This window comes from Castellaniella sp., from assembly GCF_034007085.1.
Classification (GTDB): Bacteria; Pseudomonadota; Gammaproteobacteria; order Burkholderiales; family Burkholderiaceae_B; genus Castellaniella.
The window spans coordinates 1-16,127 of sequence record NZ_JAVERO010000011.1 but is presented as its reverse complement, the minus strand read 5'-3'; the positions used below and the strand labels follow the sequence as shown (position 1 = coordinate 16,127).

Genomic DNA, 16,127 nt, shown 5'->3' with positions numbered 1-16,127 from the left:
GGGTTTGGGTCCTGTTGAGGAGGATTCGTGTGTTCGGCTTCTGCGGAAAGTATAATCTGGGTCTTTGCGGTCGCCTGCGGCGGCTGCCCATCAGCATTCGGGTCCGCCTTGAATTCCTCAGAACTGTTCGCCCCCATCGTGTCCGATATGCGCGCGCTCGACGCTGTCATCCGCGCCCGCCTGGATTCCGAAGTCGTCCTGATCCGCACCATCGGTGATTACATCGTTGGTGGTGGCGGCAAGCGCATGCGCCCGGCCATGTTGCTGCTGGTGGCGGGGGCGTTGGGCTATCAGGGTGACAATCATCATCGCCTGGCCGCCGTGGTGGAATTCATCCACACGGCCACTTTGCTGCACGATGATGTGGTGGACGAATCGGATATGCGCCGCGGCCGCGAGACGGCCAATGCCGTGTTCGGCAATGCGGCCAGTGTCCTGGTGGGCGACTATCTGTATTCGCGTTCGTTCGAGATGATGGTCGAATCCGGCTCTATGGCCGCGATGGCCGTGCTGTCGGCGGCCACCACCATCATTGCCGAAGGCGAGGTCCTGCAACTGCTGAACGTCCATGATCCGGACGTGTCCCTGGATCGCTATCTGCAGGTGGTGCGCTACAAGACCGCCAAACTGTTCGAGGCCGCCGCCCAGGTGGGGGCCATCATTGCCGGCGCTTCGCCCGCGCAGGAAACCGCCGCAGCCGCCTATGGCCGGCATATCGGCACGGCTTTTCAACTGATCGACGACGTGCTGGACTACAGCGGCGACGTCCAGGCCCTGGGCAAGAATGTGGGTGACGATCTGCGCGAGGGCAAACCCACCCTGCCGTTGATCCGGGTGCTGGAAACCGGCACGCCCGAACAGCGGGCGCTGATTCGCAATGCCATCGAGACCGGCGATGCGGATTTCGAGGCCGTGGCGCACGCCATCCATGCCACCGATGCGCTGGATTACACGCGTCAGGCGGCCCGTGCCGAGGCCGATCTGGCCCGCGAGGCCCTGTCCGCCTTGCCGGATTCCGTTTATCGAGAAAGTCTGCTAAAATTCTGTGCTTTCGCGGTCGAGCGCGACCGTTGAAATTTTCCCGTCGGGGGACCTGGCCTGGTGATTTACGGCCCGGATATCCGCCGCAAGCAGCACCGTCGGGGTGTAGCTCAGCCTGGTAGAGTACTACGTTCGGGACGTAGGAGTCGCATGTTCGAATCATGTCACCCCGACCATTCATTCCGCAAAAACGCACGGTCAACAAGCCGTGCGTTTTTTGTTTTGGGTGCGGTTGCCGCATAATCGGGGATGGGCATTGAATCAGATGGCGGTTTGCCCGATTTTTCCTCAACCCTCCGGCTCCGAACCATGACGACTTCCTCGATGACGATGATGACCTATCCCGATACCCGGCTCCTGATCGACAATCAATGGGTCGATGCGGCGGATGGCCGCACGCTGGACGTGCTCAACCCGGCCGATGGCCAGGTGATCGGCCGGGTGGCCCATGCCGGGATTCCCGACCTGGACCGTGCGCTGGCCGCTGCCCAGCGGGGATTCGAAGTCTGGCGCGATACGCCGGCGCATGAGCGCGCCGCCGTGATGCGCCGCGCAGCGGCCTTGCTGCGCGAGCGCGCAGAGGACATCGCCCGCCTGTTGACGCGCGAGCAGGGCAAGCCGCTGGCCGAAGCCCGGGCCGAGACCCTGGCCGGCGCCACGATCATCGAATGGTTTGCCGACGAGGGCTTGCGTGTGTATGGCCGTATCGTGCCGTCGCGCAATGCGTCCGCCCTGCAACTGGTGATCAAAGAGCCCGTGGGGCCGGTGGCGGCCTTCACGCCCTGGAATTTCCCTGTCAATCAGGTGGTGCGCAAGCTGGGTGCCGCGCTGGCGACTGGTTGTTCCTTTCTGTGCAAGGCAGCGGAAGAAACCCCGGCTGCGCCGGCCGCGTTGCTGCAGACGTTCGTGGATGCTGGCCTGCCGCCTGGGGTGGTGGGCCTGGTCTATGGGAATCCTGCAGAAATCTCCGGCCATCTGATCCCGCATCCTGTGATCCGCAAGGTCACGTTCACCGGCTCGACGGCGGTCGGCAAGCAGCTGGCCGCACTGGCGGGTGCCCACATGAAGCGGGTTTCCATGGAACTGGGCGGTCATGCGCCTGTGATCGTCGCCGAGGACGCTGACGTCGAACTGGCGGTCAAGATCTCCGCCGCTGGCAAGTTCCGCAACGCCGGTCAAGTGTGTATTTCGCCGACACGTTTCCTGGTGCACAGCAGCCTGATCGATGCCTTCACGCGCGCTTTCGTGGCCCGTGCCGAGTCCCTGAAACTGGGTGATGGCCTGGCCGAGGGCACCACCCTGGGGCCGCTGGCCAATGCGCGCCGCGTTGCGGCCATGGAACAGGTGGTCCAGGATGCCCGTCAGCGCGGCGCCGAGGTCCTGACGGGGGGCGCACGCGTGGGCGATACGGGCAATTTCTTTGCGCCGACCCTCATCGCCGGGCTGACGACCGAGGCGGACCTGTTCAACAACGAACCCTTCGGTCCGGTGGCGGGCATTCGCGCCTTCGATCGTCTGGACGAAGCCATCGCCGAGGCCAACCGCCTGCCCTATGGCTTGTCCGCCTATGCCTTCACCCGCTCACTGCGCAATGCGCAGCAACTGATGAGCCGGGTTCAGGCGGGCATGCTGTGGATCAACCAGCCCGCCACGCCTTCGGCCGAACTGCCGTTCGGCGGCATCAAGGATTCCGGCTACGGCACGGAAGGCGGCCCCGAGGCGCTGGAAGCCTATCTGAACACCAAGGCGGTGTCGGCGGTGGGGATTTGATGCTCCAGGGGCGGGCGGCCCCGAACCTTCATACGCTGGTCACATTCAGTCCCTAGAATCCTTCTCGCTCGCTAATGAGTCTGACGAGAGAGAAGGATTTTCATGCAGACACAGACCTTGTCCCGTTTTTTCGCCGGCATTGCCGTTCTGTGTGCCGCGCAGGCCTGGGCCGCCGACACCACGCTCACTGTCTACACTGCGCTGGAAGCGGATCAACTGAAGGCCTACCAGCGGCAGTTCGAGGCGGATGTGCCCGGCATCCGGATCAAGTGGGTACGGGATTCCACCGGTATCATCACGGCCAAACTGCTGGCAGAAAAGGCCGCGCCTCAGGCCGACGTGGTGCTGGGGGTGGCCGCTTCGTCCCTGCTGGTGCTGGATCAGGAAGGCATGCTCCAGCCCTATGCGCCGCAGGGCGTGGACAAGCTGGACAAGACCTACGTCGATGACGCGAATCCGCCCGCCTGGGTGGGCATGGACGTGTGGGGCGCGACGGTCTGCTTCAACACAGTCGAGGCGGAAAAACTGGGCCTGAAGAAGCCCGCAACCTGGAAGGATCTGACCCGACCGGAATACCAGGGGCGGATCGTTATGCCCAATCCCGCTTCCAGTGGCACTGGTTATTTTGACGTCACGGCCTGGCTGACGCTGTTTGGCGAGCAGGGCGGTTGGGCCTATATGGACGCCTTGCACCGCAATATTGCCCAGTACACGCATTCCGGCTCCAAACCCTGCAAGCAGGCGGCCACTGGCGAATTCCCCATCGGCATTTCCTTCGAATACCGCGCCGCCAAGAGCAAGGCGGAAGGAGCGCCGATCGATCTGGTGTTTCCTGAAGAAGGCTTGGGCTGGGATGTGGAGGCCACGGCCATCATGAAGGGGACGAAACATCTGGAGGCGGCGCGCAAACTGGCCGACTGGGCGGCATCCCGCAGTGCCAACGAACTGTACGCGAAAAACTTTGCGGTCGTCGCTTATCCAGGCGTGGCCAAGCCTGACCCCCACATTCCATCGGACTATGAGTCGCGGCTGATCAAGCAGGATCTGCGCTGGTCAGCGGCTAATCGGGACGCGATTCTGGCCGAGTGGACGAAGCGTTACGATGGCAAGTCCGAGCCGCAACCAAAGCAGTGAGCAGGACCATGGAGACGCCGCGCTCCGACGTGTCCCGGGAGCCGGCCTTGGCCTTGGCCGGCCTGCACAAGCGTTATGGCGAGTTCACAGCGCTGTCGCAGGTGGACCTGACGGTGGCGCCGGGTGAGTTCGTCTGCCTGCTGGGGCCTTCAGGTTGCGGCAAGACGACCCTGCTGCGCCTGATCGCGGGACTCGAGGCGGTCAGCGGCGGGCGCATCCTGATGCGCGGACGCGACGTGACGCAGCTGCCGCCCATGCGACGTGACTATGGCATCGTGTTCCAGAACTACGCGCTGTTTCCCAATCTGTCCGTGGCCGACAACATTGCCTATGGATTGCGGGGCCGCCGCGAGGACAAGATGCGGCGGGTCGGCGATCTGCTGGCGCTGGTCGGTCTGAACGGTGCCGAGCGCAAGTTTCCCGCCCAATTGTCCGGCGGACAGCAGCAGCGAGTGGCCTTGGCCCGCGCTCTGGCGACCAACCCGGGGCTGCTGCTGCTCGATGAGCCGCTGTCGGCCCTGGACGCCCGCGTGCGTGAACACCTGCGCCGCGAGATCAAGGATCTGCAGACGCGCCTGGGAGTGACGACGGTCATGGTGACCCATGATCAGGAGGAGGCGCTTGCCATGGCGGACCGGGTGGTGGTGATGAGCCGAGGCCAGGTCGAGCAGATCGGCACGCCCAGCGAGATCTACGGTCAGCCTCGCACTGCCTTTGTTGCGGATTTCATCGGCCGAGCCAACTGGTTCGAGGCGACGGTGCGCCGCCACGGTGAGATCGCGGTGGATCGCGTCACGCTGTCCGTGGCGCAGACGCTGCCCGAACCGGGAAGTACAGGGCGGGTCTTTCTGCGGCCCGAGGACGTGCGCCTGCATCCGGTCTGGCTCGGCGGGCCCAACTCCGCCCTGGCTCGGCCGGTCAAGATCGAGCATCTGGGCGGTTTCTGCCGCATCAGTCTGACAGTGCCGTTGTGGGGCGATCTGCCGTTGCTGGCCGATGTCTCTCAGGATGAGCTGGCGCGGCTGCGGCTCGCGCCGGGCCAACTCGTGCCCGTGACCCTGCCGGCGGACCGGTTGCGCATGTTTACGGCGGAGATGGTGTGAACGGTGTGCGGGCCTTGCGATGGATGGTGGGCGGCAGGTGTAGCGCCGGCGCGTCTGCCGCCTTGCCGCAGGATTCCGCGCAGCGCCTGGCGGGAGGATTGGCCTGGGGTGTCGTCGCGCTGTTGCTGGTGTTCCTGGGGTTGCCCCTGGTGGCCATTCTGGGCCAGGCGTTGGCCGGCCCCGACGGGGGCTATGCCGGCCTGGCGCATTTCACAGCGATCACTGCGTCGCCTGGTTTCCTGACCCTGGTGGGCAATAGCATTGCGGCTGCGGCGACGACGACGGTCATCACGATCCCGCTCGCCTTCGGCTTCGCTGCATCGTTGACCCGCACCCGGATGCCTGGAAAGCCGCTGTTCCGGCTTCTGGCGCTGATTCCGCTGCTGGCGCCTTCTCTGCTGCCGGGGATTTCCCTGGTCTATCTATTTGGCAACCAGGGCGTGCTCAAAGGCTGGTTCCCGGAGGGGGGGATCTATGGTCTGCCCGGCATCGTCATGGGCGAAGTGTTCTACACATTTCCGCATGCACTGATGATTCTGCTCACCGCCCTGTCCTTGGCCGATGGGCGCCTCTACGAAGCCGCCAATGCCCTGGGTGCGGGGCCGCTGCGGCGCTGGTTCACGGTGACCCTGCCTTCGGTGCGCCACGGCCTGGTGTCCTCGGCCCTGGTCGTGTTCACGTTGACAATCACCGATTTCGGGGTGCCCAAGGTGATCGGCGGCCAGTATTCCGTACTGGCGGTCGAGGCCTACAAGCAGGTGGTGGGTCAGCAGAATTTCGCCCGGGGCGCGGTGATCGGCCTGCTTCTGTTGTTGCCGGCCGTGTTCAGCTTCGTCGTCGATCATCGTCTGCAGCAACGGCAGCAGGCGCTGCTGACGGCTCGGGCTCGCCCGCTGCAACCTTCGGGGTCGCGCTGGGCCGGCGGTGCCGGCCTGCTGTGCTGCTCGCTGGTCGGGGCTTGTCTGGTGCTGATCCTGGGTATGGCGGTGGCCGCCGCCTTCATCCGGTTGTGGCCGTATCGGCTGGACCTGACGTTCGTTCATTTCAATTTCGACGACATGGACGGCGGCGGCTGGCTGGCCTGGTGGAACAGTCTGCGGCTGGCCGTGCTGACCATGACGGCGGGGACCGTGCTGGTGTTTCTGGGCGCGTGGCTGCAGGAAAAACTGACTGGGGCCGGGGCGGTGCGGATACTGATCCGGCTGCTGGCCATGCTGCCCATGGCGGTGCCCGGGCTGGTCTTGGGCCTGGGTTATGTGTTTTTTTTCAATGGCAACCGCTGGCTGCCGCTGTACGGCACGATGGCCTTGCTGGCGCTGTGCACGATCGTGCATTACTACACCACGGCGCACCTGACCGCGACCACGGCGTTGCGGCAGATGGATCGGGAATTCGAGGCCGTGGCGGCGTCCCTGAAAGTGCCGTTCTGGACCACGTTGCGGCGCGTCACGGTACCAGTGTGCCTGCCGGCGATCCTGGAGATCGCCCGCTTCCTGTTCGTGTCCGCCATGACCACCGTATCCGCCGTGGTCTTTCTCTATACCCCGGACACAGTCCTGGCCTCGGTGGCCGTTCTCAACATGGACGATGCCGGCGACACGGCGGCCGCCGCCGCGATGGCGACGCTGATCGTGGCGACTTCGGCATTCGTTTGCCTGCTGTTCGCCCTGCTGTCGCGCTGGCTGGTGCATCGTACTCAGCGCTGGCGGCACGCCTGATCCAATCTTCCGATGGAGTATCCTTTTCATGAGAGAACCCATTCTGCTGACCCCCGGCCCGCTGACGACCAGCCTGGCCACCAAGACCGCCATGTTGAATGATTGGGGGTCCTGGGACGGCGCTTTCAATGCCTTGACGGCCCGGGTCTGTCGGCAATTGTTGCGGATCGCAGGCACCGATGACCGCTATGCCTGCATACCCCTGCAGGGTTCCGGCACGTTCGCGGTCGAGGCGGCGGTGGGGTCCCTGGTGCCGCGCGGCGGCAAGCTGCTGGTGCTGGTCAACGGCGCCTACGGCAAACGCATGGCACGGATTGCGGGCGCCATCGGTCGCCGTGTGGCTGTCCTGGAGACCCCCGATGGCGTTGCGCCCGATCCCGCTGCTGTCGAAGTGCTGCTGCGGTCTGATCCCGGCATTACCCATGTCGGCGTGATCCAGTGTGAAACCAGCACCGGCATCCTCAACCCGGTTGCTGAAATCGCGGCGGTCACGGCCCGCGCCGGCCGGCGACTGATTGTGGATGCCATGAGCGCCTTTGGCGCCCTGCCGCTGGATGCGGGTGCAGTGCCCTATGACGCGCTGATCGCCTCCAGCAACAAATGCCTGGAAGGCGTGCCCGGCATGGGCTTCGTGATCGCCCGGGTCGAGGCCCTGGAAGAGGCCGAGGGCCACTGCCATTCTCTGGCGCTGGATTTGCTTGACCAGTACCGGTACCTGCGGTCAACCGGGCAATGGCGCTTTACGCCGCCGACCCATGTGGTTGCTGCCTGCGGGGCCGCACTGGACCAATATTTTGCCGAAGGTGGGCAGCCTGCCCGCCTGGCCCGTTACGAGGCCAATTGCCGCCTGTTGTGCGAAGGGCTGGAGGGCCTGGGGCTGCGACGTTTTTTACCGGCTGAACGCCAGGCGCCCATCATTGTCACTTGGCACGCGCCGGAGCATCCGGACTATGATTTCCATCGTTTCTATGCCGCCGTGCGATCCCGGGGCTTTATCCTGTACCCAGGCAAGCTGACCCAGGTTGAGACGTTCCGGGTCGGCTGCATCGGCGCGATCGATGAAACCGAAATCAGACAGGCGGTCGATGCCATCCGGGCTGCGCTGGATGCGCTGGTCTGGCTGGAAGAACCTGTCCAGCCATGATGACGACGAGACTTGCCATGGATGATTCTGCTTTGACTCGTCGGCCTGCCGGCGCTCTTGATACCGTGATTTTCGATTGGGCCGGCACCATCGTCGATTTCGGCTCCTTTGCCCCGACTCAGGTCCTGGTCGACGCGTTCGCCGAAGCGGGCGTAGCGATCAGCCTCGACGAGGCGCGCGGTCCCATGGGGCTGGCCAAATGGGATCACATCCAGGCTTTGGGCCGGATGCCGGCGGTCGCCGCGCGCTGGCGCGAACGTCATGGGCGCGACATGAGCCGCGAGGACGTGGATACGGTCTACCAGACCTTCATGCCGCTGCAGGTGGCGCGCGTCGGCCACTATTCGACCCTGATCCCCGGGGCGTTGCAGGTCGTGGAAATCTTGCGCAGACGCGGCATGCGCATCGGCTCGTGCTCCGGCTATCCGCGGGTGGTGATGGATGCGCTGGTGCCGCTGGCCGCGCAGGCCGGCTATGTGCCGGATTGCGTGATTGCTTCGGATGATCTGAAGGCTGGCGGCCGGCCTGGTCCCTGGATGGCCTTGGCCAATATGCTCGAACTGGGCAGCCGCGACGTGGCCGCCTGCGTCAAGGTGGACGACACGGTGCCGGGCATTGCCGAGGGCCTGGCCGCCGGTATGTGGACGGTGGGCCTGTCGGCCTCCGGCAACGAGGTTGGCCTGAGCTGGGAGGAGTGGTGCGCGTTGACGCCGGACGAGCGGGATGCCCGCTGTCGTCCGGCCGAGGACAAACTGCGCGCGGCCGGCGCGCACGAAGTGATCCGCACCGTGATCGACCTGCCGGCCGCGCTGGAGCGCATCGAAGTGCGGCGGGGCTGCGGCGAACGGCCTTGAAAAACACAAACCCCGTCCTTGGGGACGGGGCCATGTGGTGCGCGGTGGGGCCGGTCGCTCAAGCGTACGACACCAGCCCCTTGATCTTTTCCTGGTCGTAGCCCGACCAGGTCTCGCGTTCGGTCTCGACCACGGGCGCGCTGCGATGACCCAGGCCGATCAGGCGTTCCAGCTGGTCCTGGCGTTGCGTCAGGTCCACGGTTTCATACTCGATGCCCAGGATGTCCATGTCACGCTTGGTGAGTTCACATTGCGGGCAGTTGGGCTTCGAATAGACGGTGATAGACATAGCGGATCCTTTCTGGTGGGGCGGGGGGGATTGATCGGGAGCGGCTGGCGCGGGTTCAGAAATCCACGTCGAACACTTCGTCCTCGTCGTCGCGTTTCATCACGCCGACTTTGTACTGGGCGGTGTCCTCTTCCTGGTTGGATGCCTGGACCTTGCTCATGTTGAGCCAGCTTTCCATGTATTTCAGGGGGTTCTCGGTGATGATCGGAAAGGACACCAGGTTCTCGATGCTGAAGAAGCGGGCCACGTCGGTGGCGCTGAAGTGGACCCAGTCCTTCATCATCTGGCAGGTCACGCCGGTCAGTTCGCGGCCTTCGGAGAAGGCGTAGTTTGTCCACTCGATTTCGCTGGCGGTCACTTCATTGAGGATCTGGACGATCCTGTCCCGGCATTGCTCAAAGGCAGTGCGCCCGCGTTCGGTCTTGAACATGGCGCGCAGGATTTCCTTGCCGTACTGGACGTGAACCTCGAATTCATCCTGGGCGATTTTCTGGACGGCCTTGCCGATGGGCTGGAACAGGCCTGTGCCGTCGCAGATGCCGAACGTCACCGCGAACGAGGCCAGGAACTGGATGCGTTCCATGCACAGCATGGCGACGATGAACAGGTAAATGGTGTTGTAGGTTTCCTGGTTGTTTTCGCGCTGTCCCCGGGCGTAGTCGTAGCTGACCTCGAATGCCTGGTTGAAGACCTCGCTGACGACGCGCAGGCGGCTCATGGCCTCTTTGACCGACAGGATCTCGTTGAGAATGTCGTCCGGGTTGTCGAAGCTGTTGCGGACGATTTCGGAATAGGTGGCGGCGTGGACGATTTCGTTCTTGGTGATTTCCACCCAGCCGGACCAGGCTTCGCTGCTGGTGCAGACCGGGGCCAGCACGGCGGCGATGGAACGCGACGCGACGCTGTCGGCTTCCCATTGCCATGCCAGGGTCTTGACCATCATGTCGTAGGTATGGCGGTCGCAGGTCTTGAACTGCACGTTGCAGGTGGAATAGTCGAACTCGTTTTCGTCCCAGTCCTGGTTCTTCAGGGTCTTGTAGAGCTTCCAGATCTCGGGGTAGTACTTGTTGATCGTGTCGAACAGGCCGAGATCCTGGCCCAGGATGATTTCCGGGAAGGCGTAGTCGGACTTTTCGGTATTGAAGATCTTGGTGGGCAGGGCGGCTTGTGTCATGGTCAGGTCATGCCGATCGGGCGGTCAGGGGCCCCGGGATGCGCGTCCGGGGCCAGGTGGGTCGAGTGCGGGCCGTGCGGCCCGGGGGATGTTGGGCGGTGCCTACATCGTGCAGCTTTCGCAGACGATCTTGTCTTCCACGGCATCGTGGATGCTGCCGGCGTTATCCAGCGTCTTGTCCGACGCCACGTTCGAGTTGTAGTAGTAGCGGGTCTTCATGCCGTACTTCACCATGGTGAAGTAATGGGTCAGCAGTTCGCGGCTGGAGACCTTGTCGTCATCCTTGATCCGGCGCCACAGATCGGCGGAAATCGCCTGGTCGGTGAACTTCTGGAACACGGCATAGGCCTTGATCATGTCGACCTCGGAGATATCCCAGGCCGATTGATAGACGTAGGCCGGATTGTCGCTGTCGGGCGCGGCCCAGCGGATCGTGACCGAGCCGTCGGTCTTGTTCAGCGTGATGTCGCGCACGGGGTAGATTGAATTGGGCTTGCCCAGCGCCTTGGAAGACGATTCGCCGGGCATGTACGCGACCAGGCAGGAATGGCCGATGCCGCCGTTCTGCATGATCTCGGTGCGCAGGGCTTCCCAGTCGTAGCGATTGTGGAAGTCGCCCAGTTCGTCGACATTGCGGTTGTAGGTGTCCAGCGGCAGCCAGCCGTCGGGCCAGCGGGTCTTGTGCATCCAGGGCGCGACGCCGCGTTCCTTGCTGATGCGCAGCGAGGCCCGGATGGCGTGGTACATGTGGCGTTCGGCGATGCGGTGCAGTTCCTCGCGGCCGGCCTCGGTATCGTAGCGCAGGCCCTTGCGGGCCATGTGGGTGGCCACGCCCATCAGGCCCACGCCGGCGTTCATGCGGGCCTTGGCCGTCACGGCCACGTGGGGCAGCACGTAGTGCGAGTTGAGGATGCAGTAGTCGATCATCTTCAACGTCAGGTACATCGCTTCCTGGTAGGTTTCGTCGTCATCCTCGGCGATGGCGTCGTAGGCGATGGCGCCCAGGGAACACAGGGCGATTTCAGGTTCTTCGTGGACCTCGACCACGCGGGCCACCCGGCCGCCCTGGCCCGGCTCATCGGACAGGATGTCATCGCCTGCCTTGAGCTCACCGGCGAAGATGACGCGCGGCAGGGTGGAATCGGTGACCGCGACGGTCAGGGGAGCGTTGAAATTGAACGTCTGTGTCGTGCCGTCTGCCAGTTCGACCGTGATGAAGCCCACTTCCTGGTCGGAATACAGGTCCTGCATTTCCTGGTAGGGGCGATTGGGTTCGCTGATTTCCAGGCACAGGTTGCTGGAATGGATAGGTTCTTTGAAGGGCGTGTGGCGATTCATCTCGTCGATGTTGGCCAGGTAGGCCACGCCGGTCTCCAGCGCCTCGTTCAGCGACGTCAGGATCAGGTCGCGGGGTTTGAAATATTCCTTCTTGAAGGACGGGTCGTGTTCCAGGCGGTCGTATTCGCGCTTGAAGGCAGCCGAATCCGGGCCGAAGAACAGCCGGGTGAGTTCCGGGGCGGTGCGCACGTTGAATGAAAAAGCTTCCTCGTTGCGGGCGACTTTTTCGGCGAAGAGCTTGTTGGTGACCAGGGCGTAGTGCAGGTCGCGGTTCTTGCGGTCTTCGGTGCTGCGCGGATTGCGCAGGTACGCGATGACCTCGGCTTCGGGGTCGAAGCCGGAATAGTAGGTGGTGCAGGCGCCGCCGCGTCCGGCCTGCATGTTGGCGTGGACTGCCTTGCCCAGAGACGCCAGGTAGGGCAGCTTGCCCTGGTGCTGGATCAGCCCGCCGCGCACCGGGTCGCCCTTGCTGCGGGTGATCAGGTGGCTGCCGATCCCGGCCGAGGCGGCCGTCATGCGGTAGGCGATATGATCGCCGATGGCCAGGGACGATTCGTTGTCGTCCACCACGTACAGGCAGCACGAGGCGAAGCCGCGCAGTTTCGTGCCCAGGTTGACGTAATTGGGCGTGGGCGCCGAGATCCGCTTGGCGGAAAATTCTGTATAGAACCGCCGCACCAGATCGATCCGGCGTTCGGCGGGTTCGTTTTCCGACAGCGCCATGGCCATGCGCATGTAGACGAACTGCTGTGTTTCGTATTCCTGCCGGGTGACGCGGTTCTGCAGACTGTATTTTTTACGGATGTAGTGCAGTGAGAAGTGCGGGGTATCGTAGTCCTGCTCGTGATTGATGAAGGACTCGATTTCGGCGTATTCGGCCTCGGTGTAGTTCATGCGCACCATCACCCCATCGGCCACCATCCGGTCATGCAGCGCTTTGACGCTGGGGATGGTGGGGCCGTGGATGATCTTGTGCAAATGGGAAGCATAGAGCCGCCCCGCCATCAGGTAGTAGGACCAGGTGTCCTTGTCCAGGCAGTTCTGGATCAGTTTTTCCTGCAGATCAGAGGTAGAAACCGTCTCGGGCATGGTGCTGACGGCCTGCAGTACGATGCTGCTCCAGTCGACCTTGTTGCCCAGATTGGCGGCGGCCCATCGGCCCCAGCCATTGAGCTTGCTGGGGATGTAGGGTTCGATGCGTCCATCACGCTTGACGATGTTCTTGATCACGTTCGTCGGTCCTTGGGGGTCAGGCTTTGTTTGCTACATGTAGTGTGGTTGGAAATCATAAACACAATATATAGTGTGATCAAGCGACGTTGCAATTTCTTTTCCTGAAACATATTCGAGGTTTCGAATGCCTTGGACATCGTGGTACCCTGGACCGCTTCGAGGGTTTTCACACGCGTATCCGGGTCGGTAAATCCCCGGGGACTTCGCACGGCCCCCAGGGTCCGGAGCCTCTGCGCATCCCGTCATGAATCGGCTCGTTTGGCCATTGATCCTGTTGCTCTTCCTGGGCGGCGCCGGCCTGGTGCCGGCCCGGGCCTGGCAGGCGTCCGATCCGGATGAGGCGCTCCTCGATCTTGCTCCCCAGCGCTACGCCGTGCCCGACGTGCCTCGCGATACGCCGACTGCTGTGGTCCCCCCCGATGCTGACACTGACGAGGCTTCCGGACCGGACCCGTCGCCTGGCCTGCGTGTGGTCCCGTTGTTTCTGGACGAGTTCATGGCGGAATACGGCTACCGCCCGGACGGGACGCGGTTGCGCTGGTTCGGCAGTGCCGCCGATGCGGCTGCCGGACCTGGGGTGTCGGATGGACTGGGACCGCTGGCTTCCGGCGGACTGAACACTTGGTCTTTGGGGGCGCGAAACTGGCGCTACCGCAGTTCTGCCGGCTACCGCGTGACGCTGGGCAATACTTCGACGGGAGGGCCGGACTGGGCGCGGCCGGTCCGCCTGGCGGGGGTGGGGCTGTCGCGATTTCTGCCTGCCGGGCGCTTGCGCGCCGGTTCATGGGATTATGCGGTGGCAGCCGGTGCCCTGGACGGCGCGGCGGGCAGGGCGGCGGCCACGGGCGATCTGGCGTATGGACCGATGGCGCTTGACGTGAGCACGCGCTATGCCGTGGACCACGATCTGACTCTGGGCTCGCGTCTGCAGAGTGCGCAGGACCTGACTGCGTTTGGTTTGGGCGGTGACTACGCCACGGGCGATCTTGGCGCCTGGCGGTTCGGCGTGTCTGGTTCGCGCCAGGCGTTGGCCGCAGGCTGGCGTCGCCAGCTGGGCTACACCCTGAATCTGGCGTCGGACTGGACGCTGTCCTGGATGAACGCGCGGCAAGGAGCCGGCTATGCTGATCTGGCCACGGTTGGCGGAGCGGCGGGCGGTGACTGGGCCGGCAACCAATGGCAGCTGGATCTGGCCGCAGGCCGCTGGGGTTCGTTCAGCGGGATGTTCGAACGGCGGCTGGATGCACAAGGCGGCTTGGACGAACGGGTCGGCCTGATCCACGGTTTTCGTTACGGCCCGCATTTGCGGGTACGTCTGGAAACGAACCGCAATCTGACGTCTGGGGCGTATGGACTGGGCGCACGGCTTTCACTGCCGCTGGACTGGTAGCGCTGCCGCCGGTTTCAGGGGGTTGATCGCCGGGGGGAAAAATAAGCCTGCAAGTGCTCGATGCAGGCCTTGACCTTGGCGGAATTGTCCAGCCGTTGCGGATAGACGGCCCAGATGCCGGCGTTCTGCCGATAGCTGGGCAGGATGTGGACGAGTGCGCCTGTTTCCAGGTGCCGTCGGGCATCCCAGAGCGAGCGCAGGACGATGCCGTGGCCCGCCAGGGCCCAGGCCAGGGCGATTTCGCCGTTGTTGGTCACCAGGGATCCGTTCACCTTGACGTTGGTGGTGACGTCCTTGCGCGACAGGGCCCAGATGCCCACCGGGTGGTCGCGTTCGCGCACGATCAGACAATTGTGGCGGGGAAGATCCTGCAGCTTGCGGGGCAGGCCGTGCCGTTCCAGATAGGACGGTGCGGCGCACAGGACGCGGTGGTTGTCCGCCAGGTGGCGGGCAATGTAATTCGGATCGATCATGTCCCCGATGCGGATGTCCAGATCGTATTGTTCCTTGGTCATGTTGACCAGTTGGTCGAGGATGTCGAGCTTGATCTGGATGGCAGGATAGCGCAGGGAAAATCCGGCCAGGGCGGGTGCCACGACCTGGCGTCCAAAACCCATACTGGTCGAGATCCTCAACGTGCCCCGGGGTTCACTCTTGAATTGGGCCATTCTGTCATGCAGCTGCTCGACGTCCTGCAGGACCTGCAGGGCCATGATGTGGGCCTGTTCGCCTTGTTCGGTGAGCGTCACCTGGCGCGTGGTGCGATGGAAAAGCAGCGTGTCCAGTTCAGATTCCAGCAGCTTGATTTGCTTGGTGACGTAAGCGGGTGAACTGCCGATCATTCGCGCGGCCTGGGAAAAGCTCTGGTGCTGTGCTGCCTCGCAGAAGACCCGCAGGGCGTCGATGGTCAGGTTTTCTTTCATGATTCGTAAAAACTGTTTCAACAAATTGGGAATTGTAGGCGGAGAAACTTCTTTATATAGTCCATTCGAAATTAAACACACAGTGGCCGGTGGTGCCCGGGTCGGGGCGGCGGCACGCAGTGGGCAGGGGCACATTCATGGATCTGACACGTCTTTCTCTTGAGCAGTTGAGCGCCGGCTTGCGCCAGGGCTCATGGTCTGTGGCCGACCTGGTGCGCCGTTGCGAGGAAAACCACCAGCGGCACGAACCATTGCTGCAGGCCTACAAGACCTGGGATGGCAAGGGGGCGGCCGACACGGCGGTGCTGGCCGACCAGCTGCTGGCGCATGGCGTGGACCTGGGCCCGCTCATGGGCCTGCCCGTGTCGATCAAGGATCTGTTTGCCGTACGTGGCCTGCCGACCTTTGCCGGTTCGATTGCCGCACTGGGGCCGGACTGGGAACAGCCCGGTCCTTTGGTGGCCGGCCTGGAGCGTCAGTTGGTTCCGGTCATGGGCAAGACCCATACGGTGGAATTCGCATTCGGCGGCATCGGCGCGAATGCCCACTGGGGCACGCCGCGCAATCCCTGGAAAACCGAGGAGCACCGCATTCCGGGCGGTTCCAGTTCCGGTGCGGGAGTGTCGCTGGCGCAGGGGTCTGCCGTGCTGGCGCTGGGGACTGATACGGCGGGTTCCGTGCGGATCCCTGCCTCGGTGACCGGGCAGGTGGGCCTGAAGCCGACGCACGGTCGTTGGCCGCAGGCTGGCATCGTGCCCCTGTCGCCTAGCCTGGACTCGCCGGGTATCCTGGCGCGCTCGGTCGAGGATCTGGTGTTCGCTTTCCGGGCCATTGAACAGAGCCTGGGCCGCGTCCCCGCGTCGATCGCGCCGCCGGAGGCCATGTCCGGTCTGCGGCTGGGACGGGTGGATGCTTTTTTCCTGGACGACGCGGATGCGGCCGTGACGCAGGTCTATGAACAAGCCATGCAGCGTCTGCAAGTCCTGGGCGCAGGTGTGCGCGGACTAGAATTGCCG

The 16,127-nt window shown here is 63.8% G+C and carries 13 protein-coding genes and 1 tRNA gene; 10 read left to right on the top strand and 4 right to left on the bottom strand.

Annotation, left to right across the window (positions count from 1 at the left end; genetic code table 11):
* The first annotated feature begins 108 nt into the window (after positions 1-108).
* The 8 genes from ispB to phnX all read left to right on the top strand — a co-directional run bounded on the left by ispB (position 109) and on the right by phnX (position 8,764).
* On the top strand, positions 109-1,074 hold the full coding sequence (gene ispB, locus RBR29_RS02295) for an octaprenyl diphosphate synthase (RefSeq protein ID WP_320346827.1): 966 nt from the start codon (positions 109-111) through the stop codon (positions 1,072-1,074).
* A 66-nt stretch (positions 1,075-1,140) separates the two neighbouring features.
* Positions 1,141-1,217: transfer RNA gene (locus RBR29_RS02290), tRNA-Pro, on the top strand.
* A gap of 148 nt (positions 1,218-1,365) precedes the next feature.
* The gene (locus RBR29_RS02285; protein ID WP_320346855.1) at positions 1,366-2,811 is read left to right on the top strand and encodes an NAD-dependent succinate-semialdehyde dehydrogenase; all 1,446 of its coding nucleotides are present in this window, start codon (positions 1,366-1,368) and stop codon (positions 2,809-2,811) included.
* A 102-nt stretch (positions 2,812-2,913) separates the two neighbouring features.
* The gene (locus tag RBR29_RS02280; RefSeq protein ID WP_320346825.1) at positions 2,914-3,945 is read left to right on the top strand and encodes a putative 2-aminoethylphosphonate ABC transporter substrate-binding protein; all 1,032 of its coding nucleotides are present in this window, start codon (positions 2,914-2,916) and stop codon (positions 3,943-3,945) included.
* An 8-nt stretch (positions 3,946-3,953) separates the two neighbouring features.
* Positions 3,954-5,048, top strand: a complete 1,095-nt coding sequence (locus RBR29_RS02275; protein WP_320346823.1) for a putative 2-aminoethylphosphonate ABC transporter ATP-binding protein — start codon at positions 3,954-3,956, stop codon at positions 5,046-5,048.
* A 62-nt stretch (positions 5,049-5,110) separates the two neighbouring features.
* A complete protein-coding gene (locus tag RBR29_RS02270) occupies positions 5,111-6,766 on the top strand; it encodes a putative 2-aminoethylphosphonate ABC transporter permease subunit (RefSeq protein ID WP_320346821.1) in 1,656 nt (551 codons plus the stop codon).
* 28 nt (positions 6,767-6,794) lie between these two features.
* Complete coding sequence (locus RBR29_RS02265; RefSeq protein ID WP_320346818.1) at positions 6,795-7,910, top strand: 2-aminoethylphosphonate--pyruvate transaminase; 1,116 nt, start codon at positions 6,795-6,797, stop codon at positions 7,908-7,910.
* 17 nt (positions 7,911-7,927) lie between these two features.
* Positions 7,928-8,764 carry a phosphonoacetaldehyde hydrolase gene (phnX, locus tag RBR29_RS02260; protein WP_320346817.1) on the top strand — a complete coding sequence of 279 codons (837 nt, stop codon included), beginning with the start codon at positions 7,928-7,930 and terminating at the stop codon, positions 8,762-8,764.
* Between the two features lie 58 nt (positions 8,765-8,822).
* Here the strand turns inward: phnX and RBR29_RS02255 are convergent, their stop codons facing one another.
* The 3 genes from RBR29_RS02255 to RBR29_RS02245 all read right to left on the bottom strand — a co-directional run bounded on the left by RBR29_RS02255 (position 8,823) and on the right by RBR29_RS02245 (position 12,795).
* Positions 8,823-9,053 (bottom strand): glutaredoxin family protein, encoded by a 231-nt coding sequence (locus tag RBR29_RS02255; protein WP_320346815.1) that lies wholly within the window; start codon positions 9,051-9,053, stop codon positions 8,823-8,825.
* 55 nt (positions 9,054-9,108) lie between these two features.
* Positions 9,109-10,227 carry a ribonucleotide-diphosphate reductase subunit beta gene (locus tag RBR29_RS02250; protein ID WP_320346812.1) on the bottom strand — a complete coding sequence of 373 codons (1,119 nt, stop codon included), beginning with the start codon at positions 10,225-10,227 and terminating at the stop codon, positions 9,109-9,111.
* Between the two features lie 102 nt (positions 10,228-10,329).
* Positions 10,330-12,795: a ribonucleoside-diphosphate reductase subunit alpha gene (locus RBR29_RS02245; RefSeq protein WP_320346810.1), complete on the bottom strand. Its 2,466-nt coding sequence runs from the start codon at positions 12,793-12,795 to the stop codon at positions 10,330-10,332.
* Positions 12,796-13,042: 247 nt separating this feature from the next.
* On the opposite strand from RBR29_RS02245, the gene RBR29_RS02240 reads away from it, so the two are divergent.
* Entirely contained in the window at positions 13,043-14,188 is a 1,146-nt protein-coding gene (locus tag RBR29_RS02240) for a hypothetical protein (protein ID WP_320346808.1), read from the top strand.
* 14 nt (positions 14,189-14,202) lie between these two features.
* On the opposite strand, the gene RBR29_RS02235 is transcribed toward RBR29_RS02240, so the two are convergent.
* Entirely contained in the window at positions 14,203-15,111 is a 909-nt protein-coding gene (locus tag RBR29_RS02235) for a LysR family transcriptional regulator (protein ID WP_320346806.1), read from the bottom strand.
* A gap of 137 nt (positions 15,112-15,248) precedes the next feature.
* Here RBR29_RS02235 and RBR29_RS02230 point away from each other — a divergent pair.
* The coding region (locus tag RBR29_RS02230) for an amidase family protein (protein ID WP_320346804.1) at positions 15,249-16,127 on the top strand (879 nt) is incomplete at its 3' end.

Excerpts from the sequence above, each read along its gene's own strand:
- RBR29_RS02285 (WP_320346855.1), top strand. The coding sequence starts at position 1,366 with ATGACGATGATGACCTATCCCGATACCCGGCTCCTGATCGACAATCAA.
- RBR29_RS02280 (WP_320346825.1), top strand. The coding sequence starts at position 2,914 with ATGCAGACACAGACCTTGTCCCGTTTTTTCGCCGGCATTGCCGTTCTG.
- RBR29_RS02275 (WP_320346823.1), top strand. The coding sequence starts at position 3,954 with ATGGAGACGCCGCGCTCCGACGTGTCCCGGGAGCCGGCCTTGGCCTTG.
- RBR29_RS02265 (WP_320346818.1), top strand. The coding sequence starts at position 6,795 with ATGAGAGAACCCATTCTGCTGACCCCCGGCCCGCTGACGACCAGCCTG.
- phnX (WP_320346817.1), top strand. The coding sequence starts at position 7,928 with ATGGATGATTCTGCTTTGACTCGTCGGCCTGCCGGCGCTCTTGATACC.
- RBR29_RS02255 (WP_320346815.1), bottom strand. The coding sequence starts at position 9,053 with ATGTCTATCACCGTCTATTCGAAGCCCAACTGCCCGCAATGTGAACTC.
- RBR29_RS02250 (WP_320346812.1), bottom strand. The coding sequence starts at position 10,227 with ATGACACAAGCCGCCCTGCCCACCAAGATCTTCAATACCGAAAAGTCC.
- RBR29_RS02240 (WP_320346808.1), top strand. The coding sequence starts at position 13,043 with ATGAATCGGCTCGTTTGGCCATTGATCCTGTTGCTCTTCCTGGGCGGC.
- RBR29_RS02235 (WP_320346806.1), bottom strand. The coding sequence starts at position 15,111 with ATGAAAGAAAACCTGACCATCGACGCCCTGCGGGTCTTCTGCGAGGCA.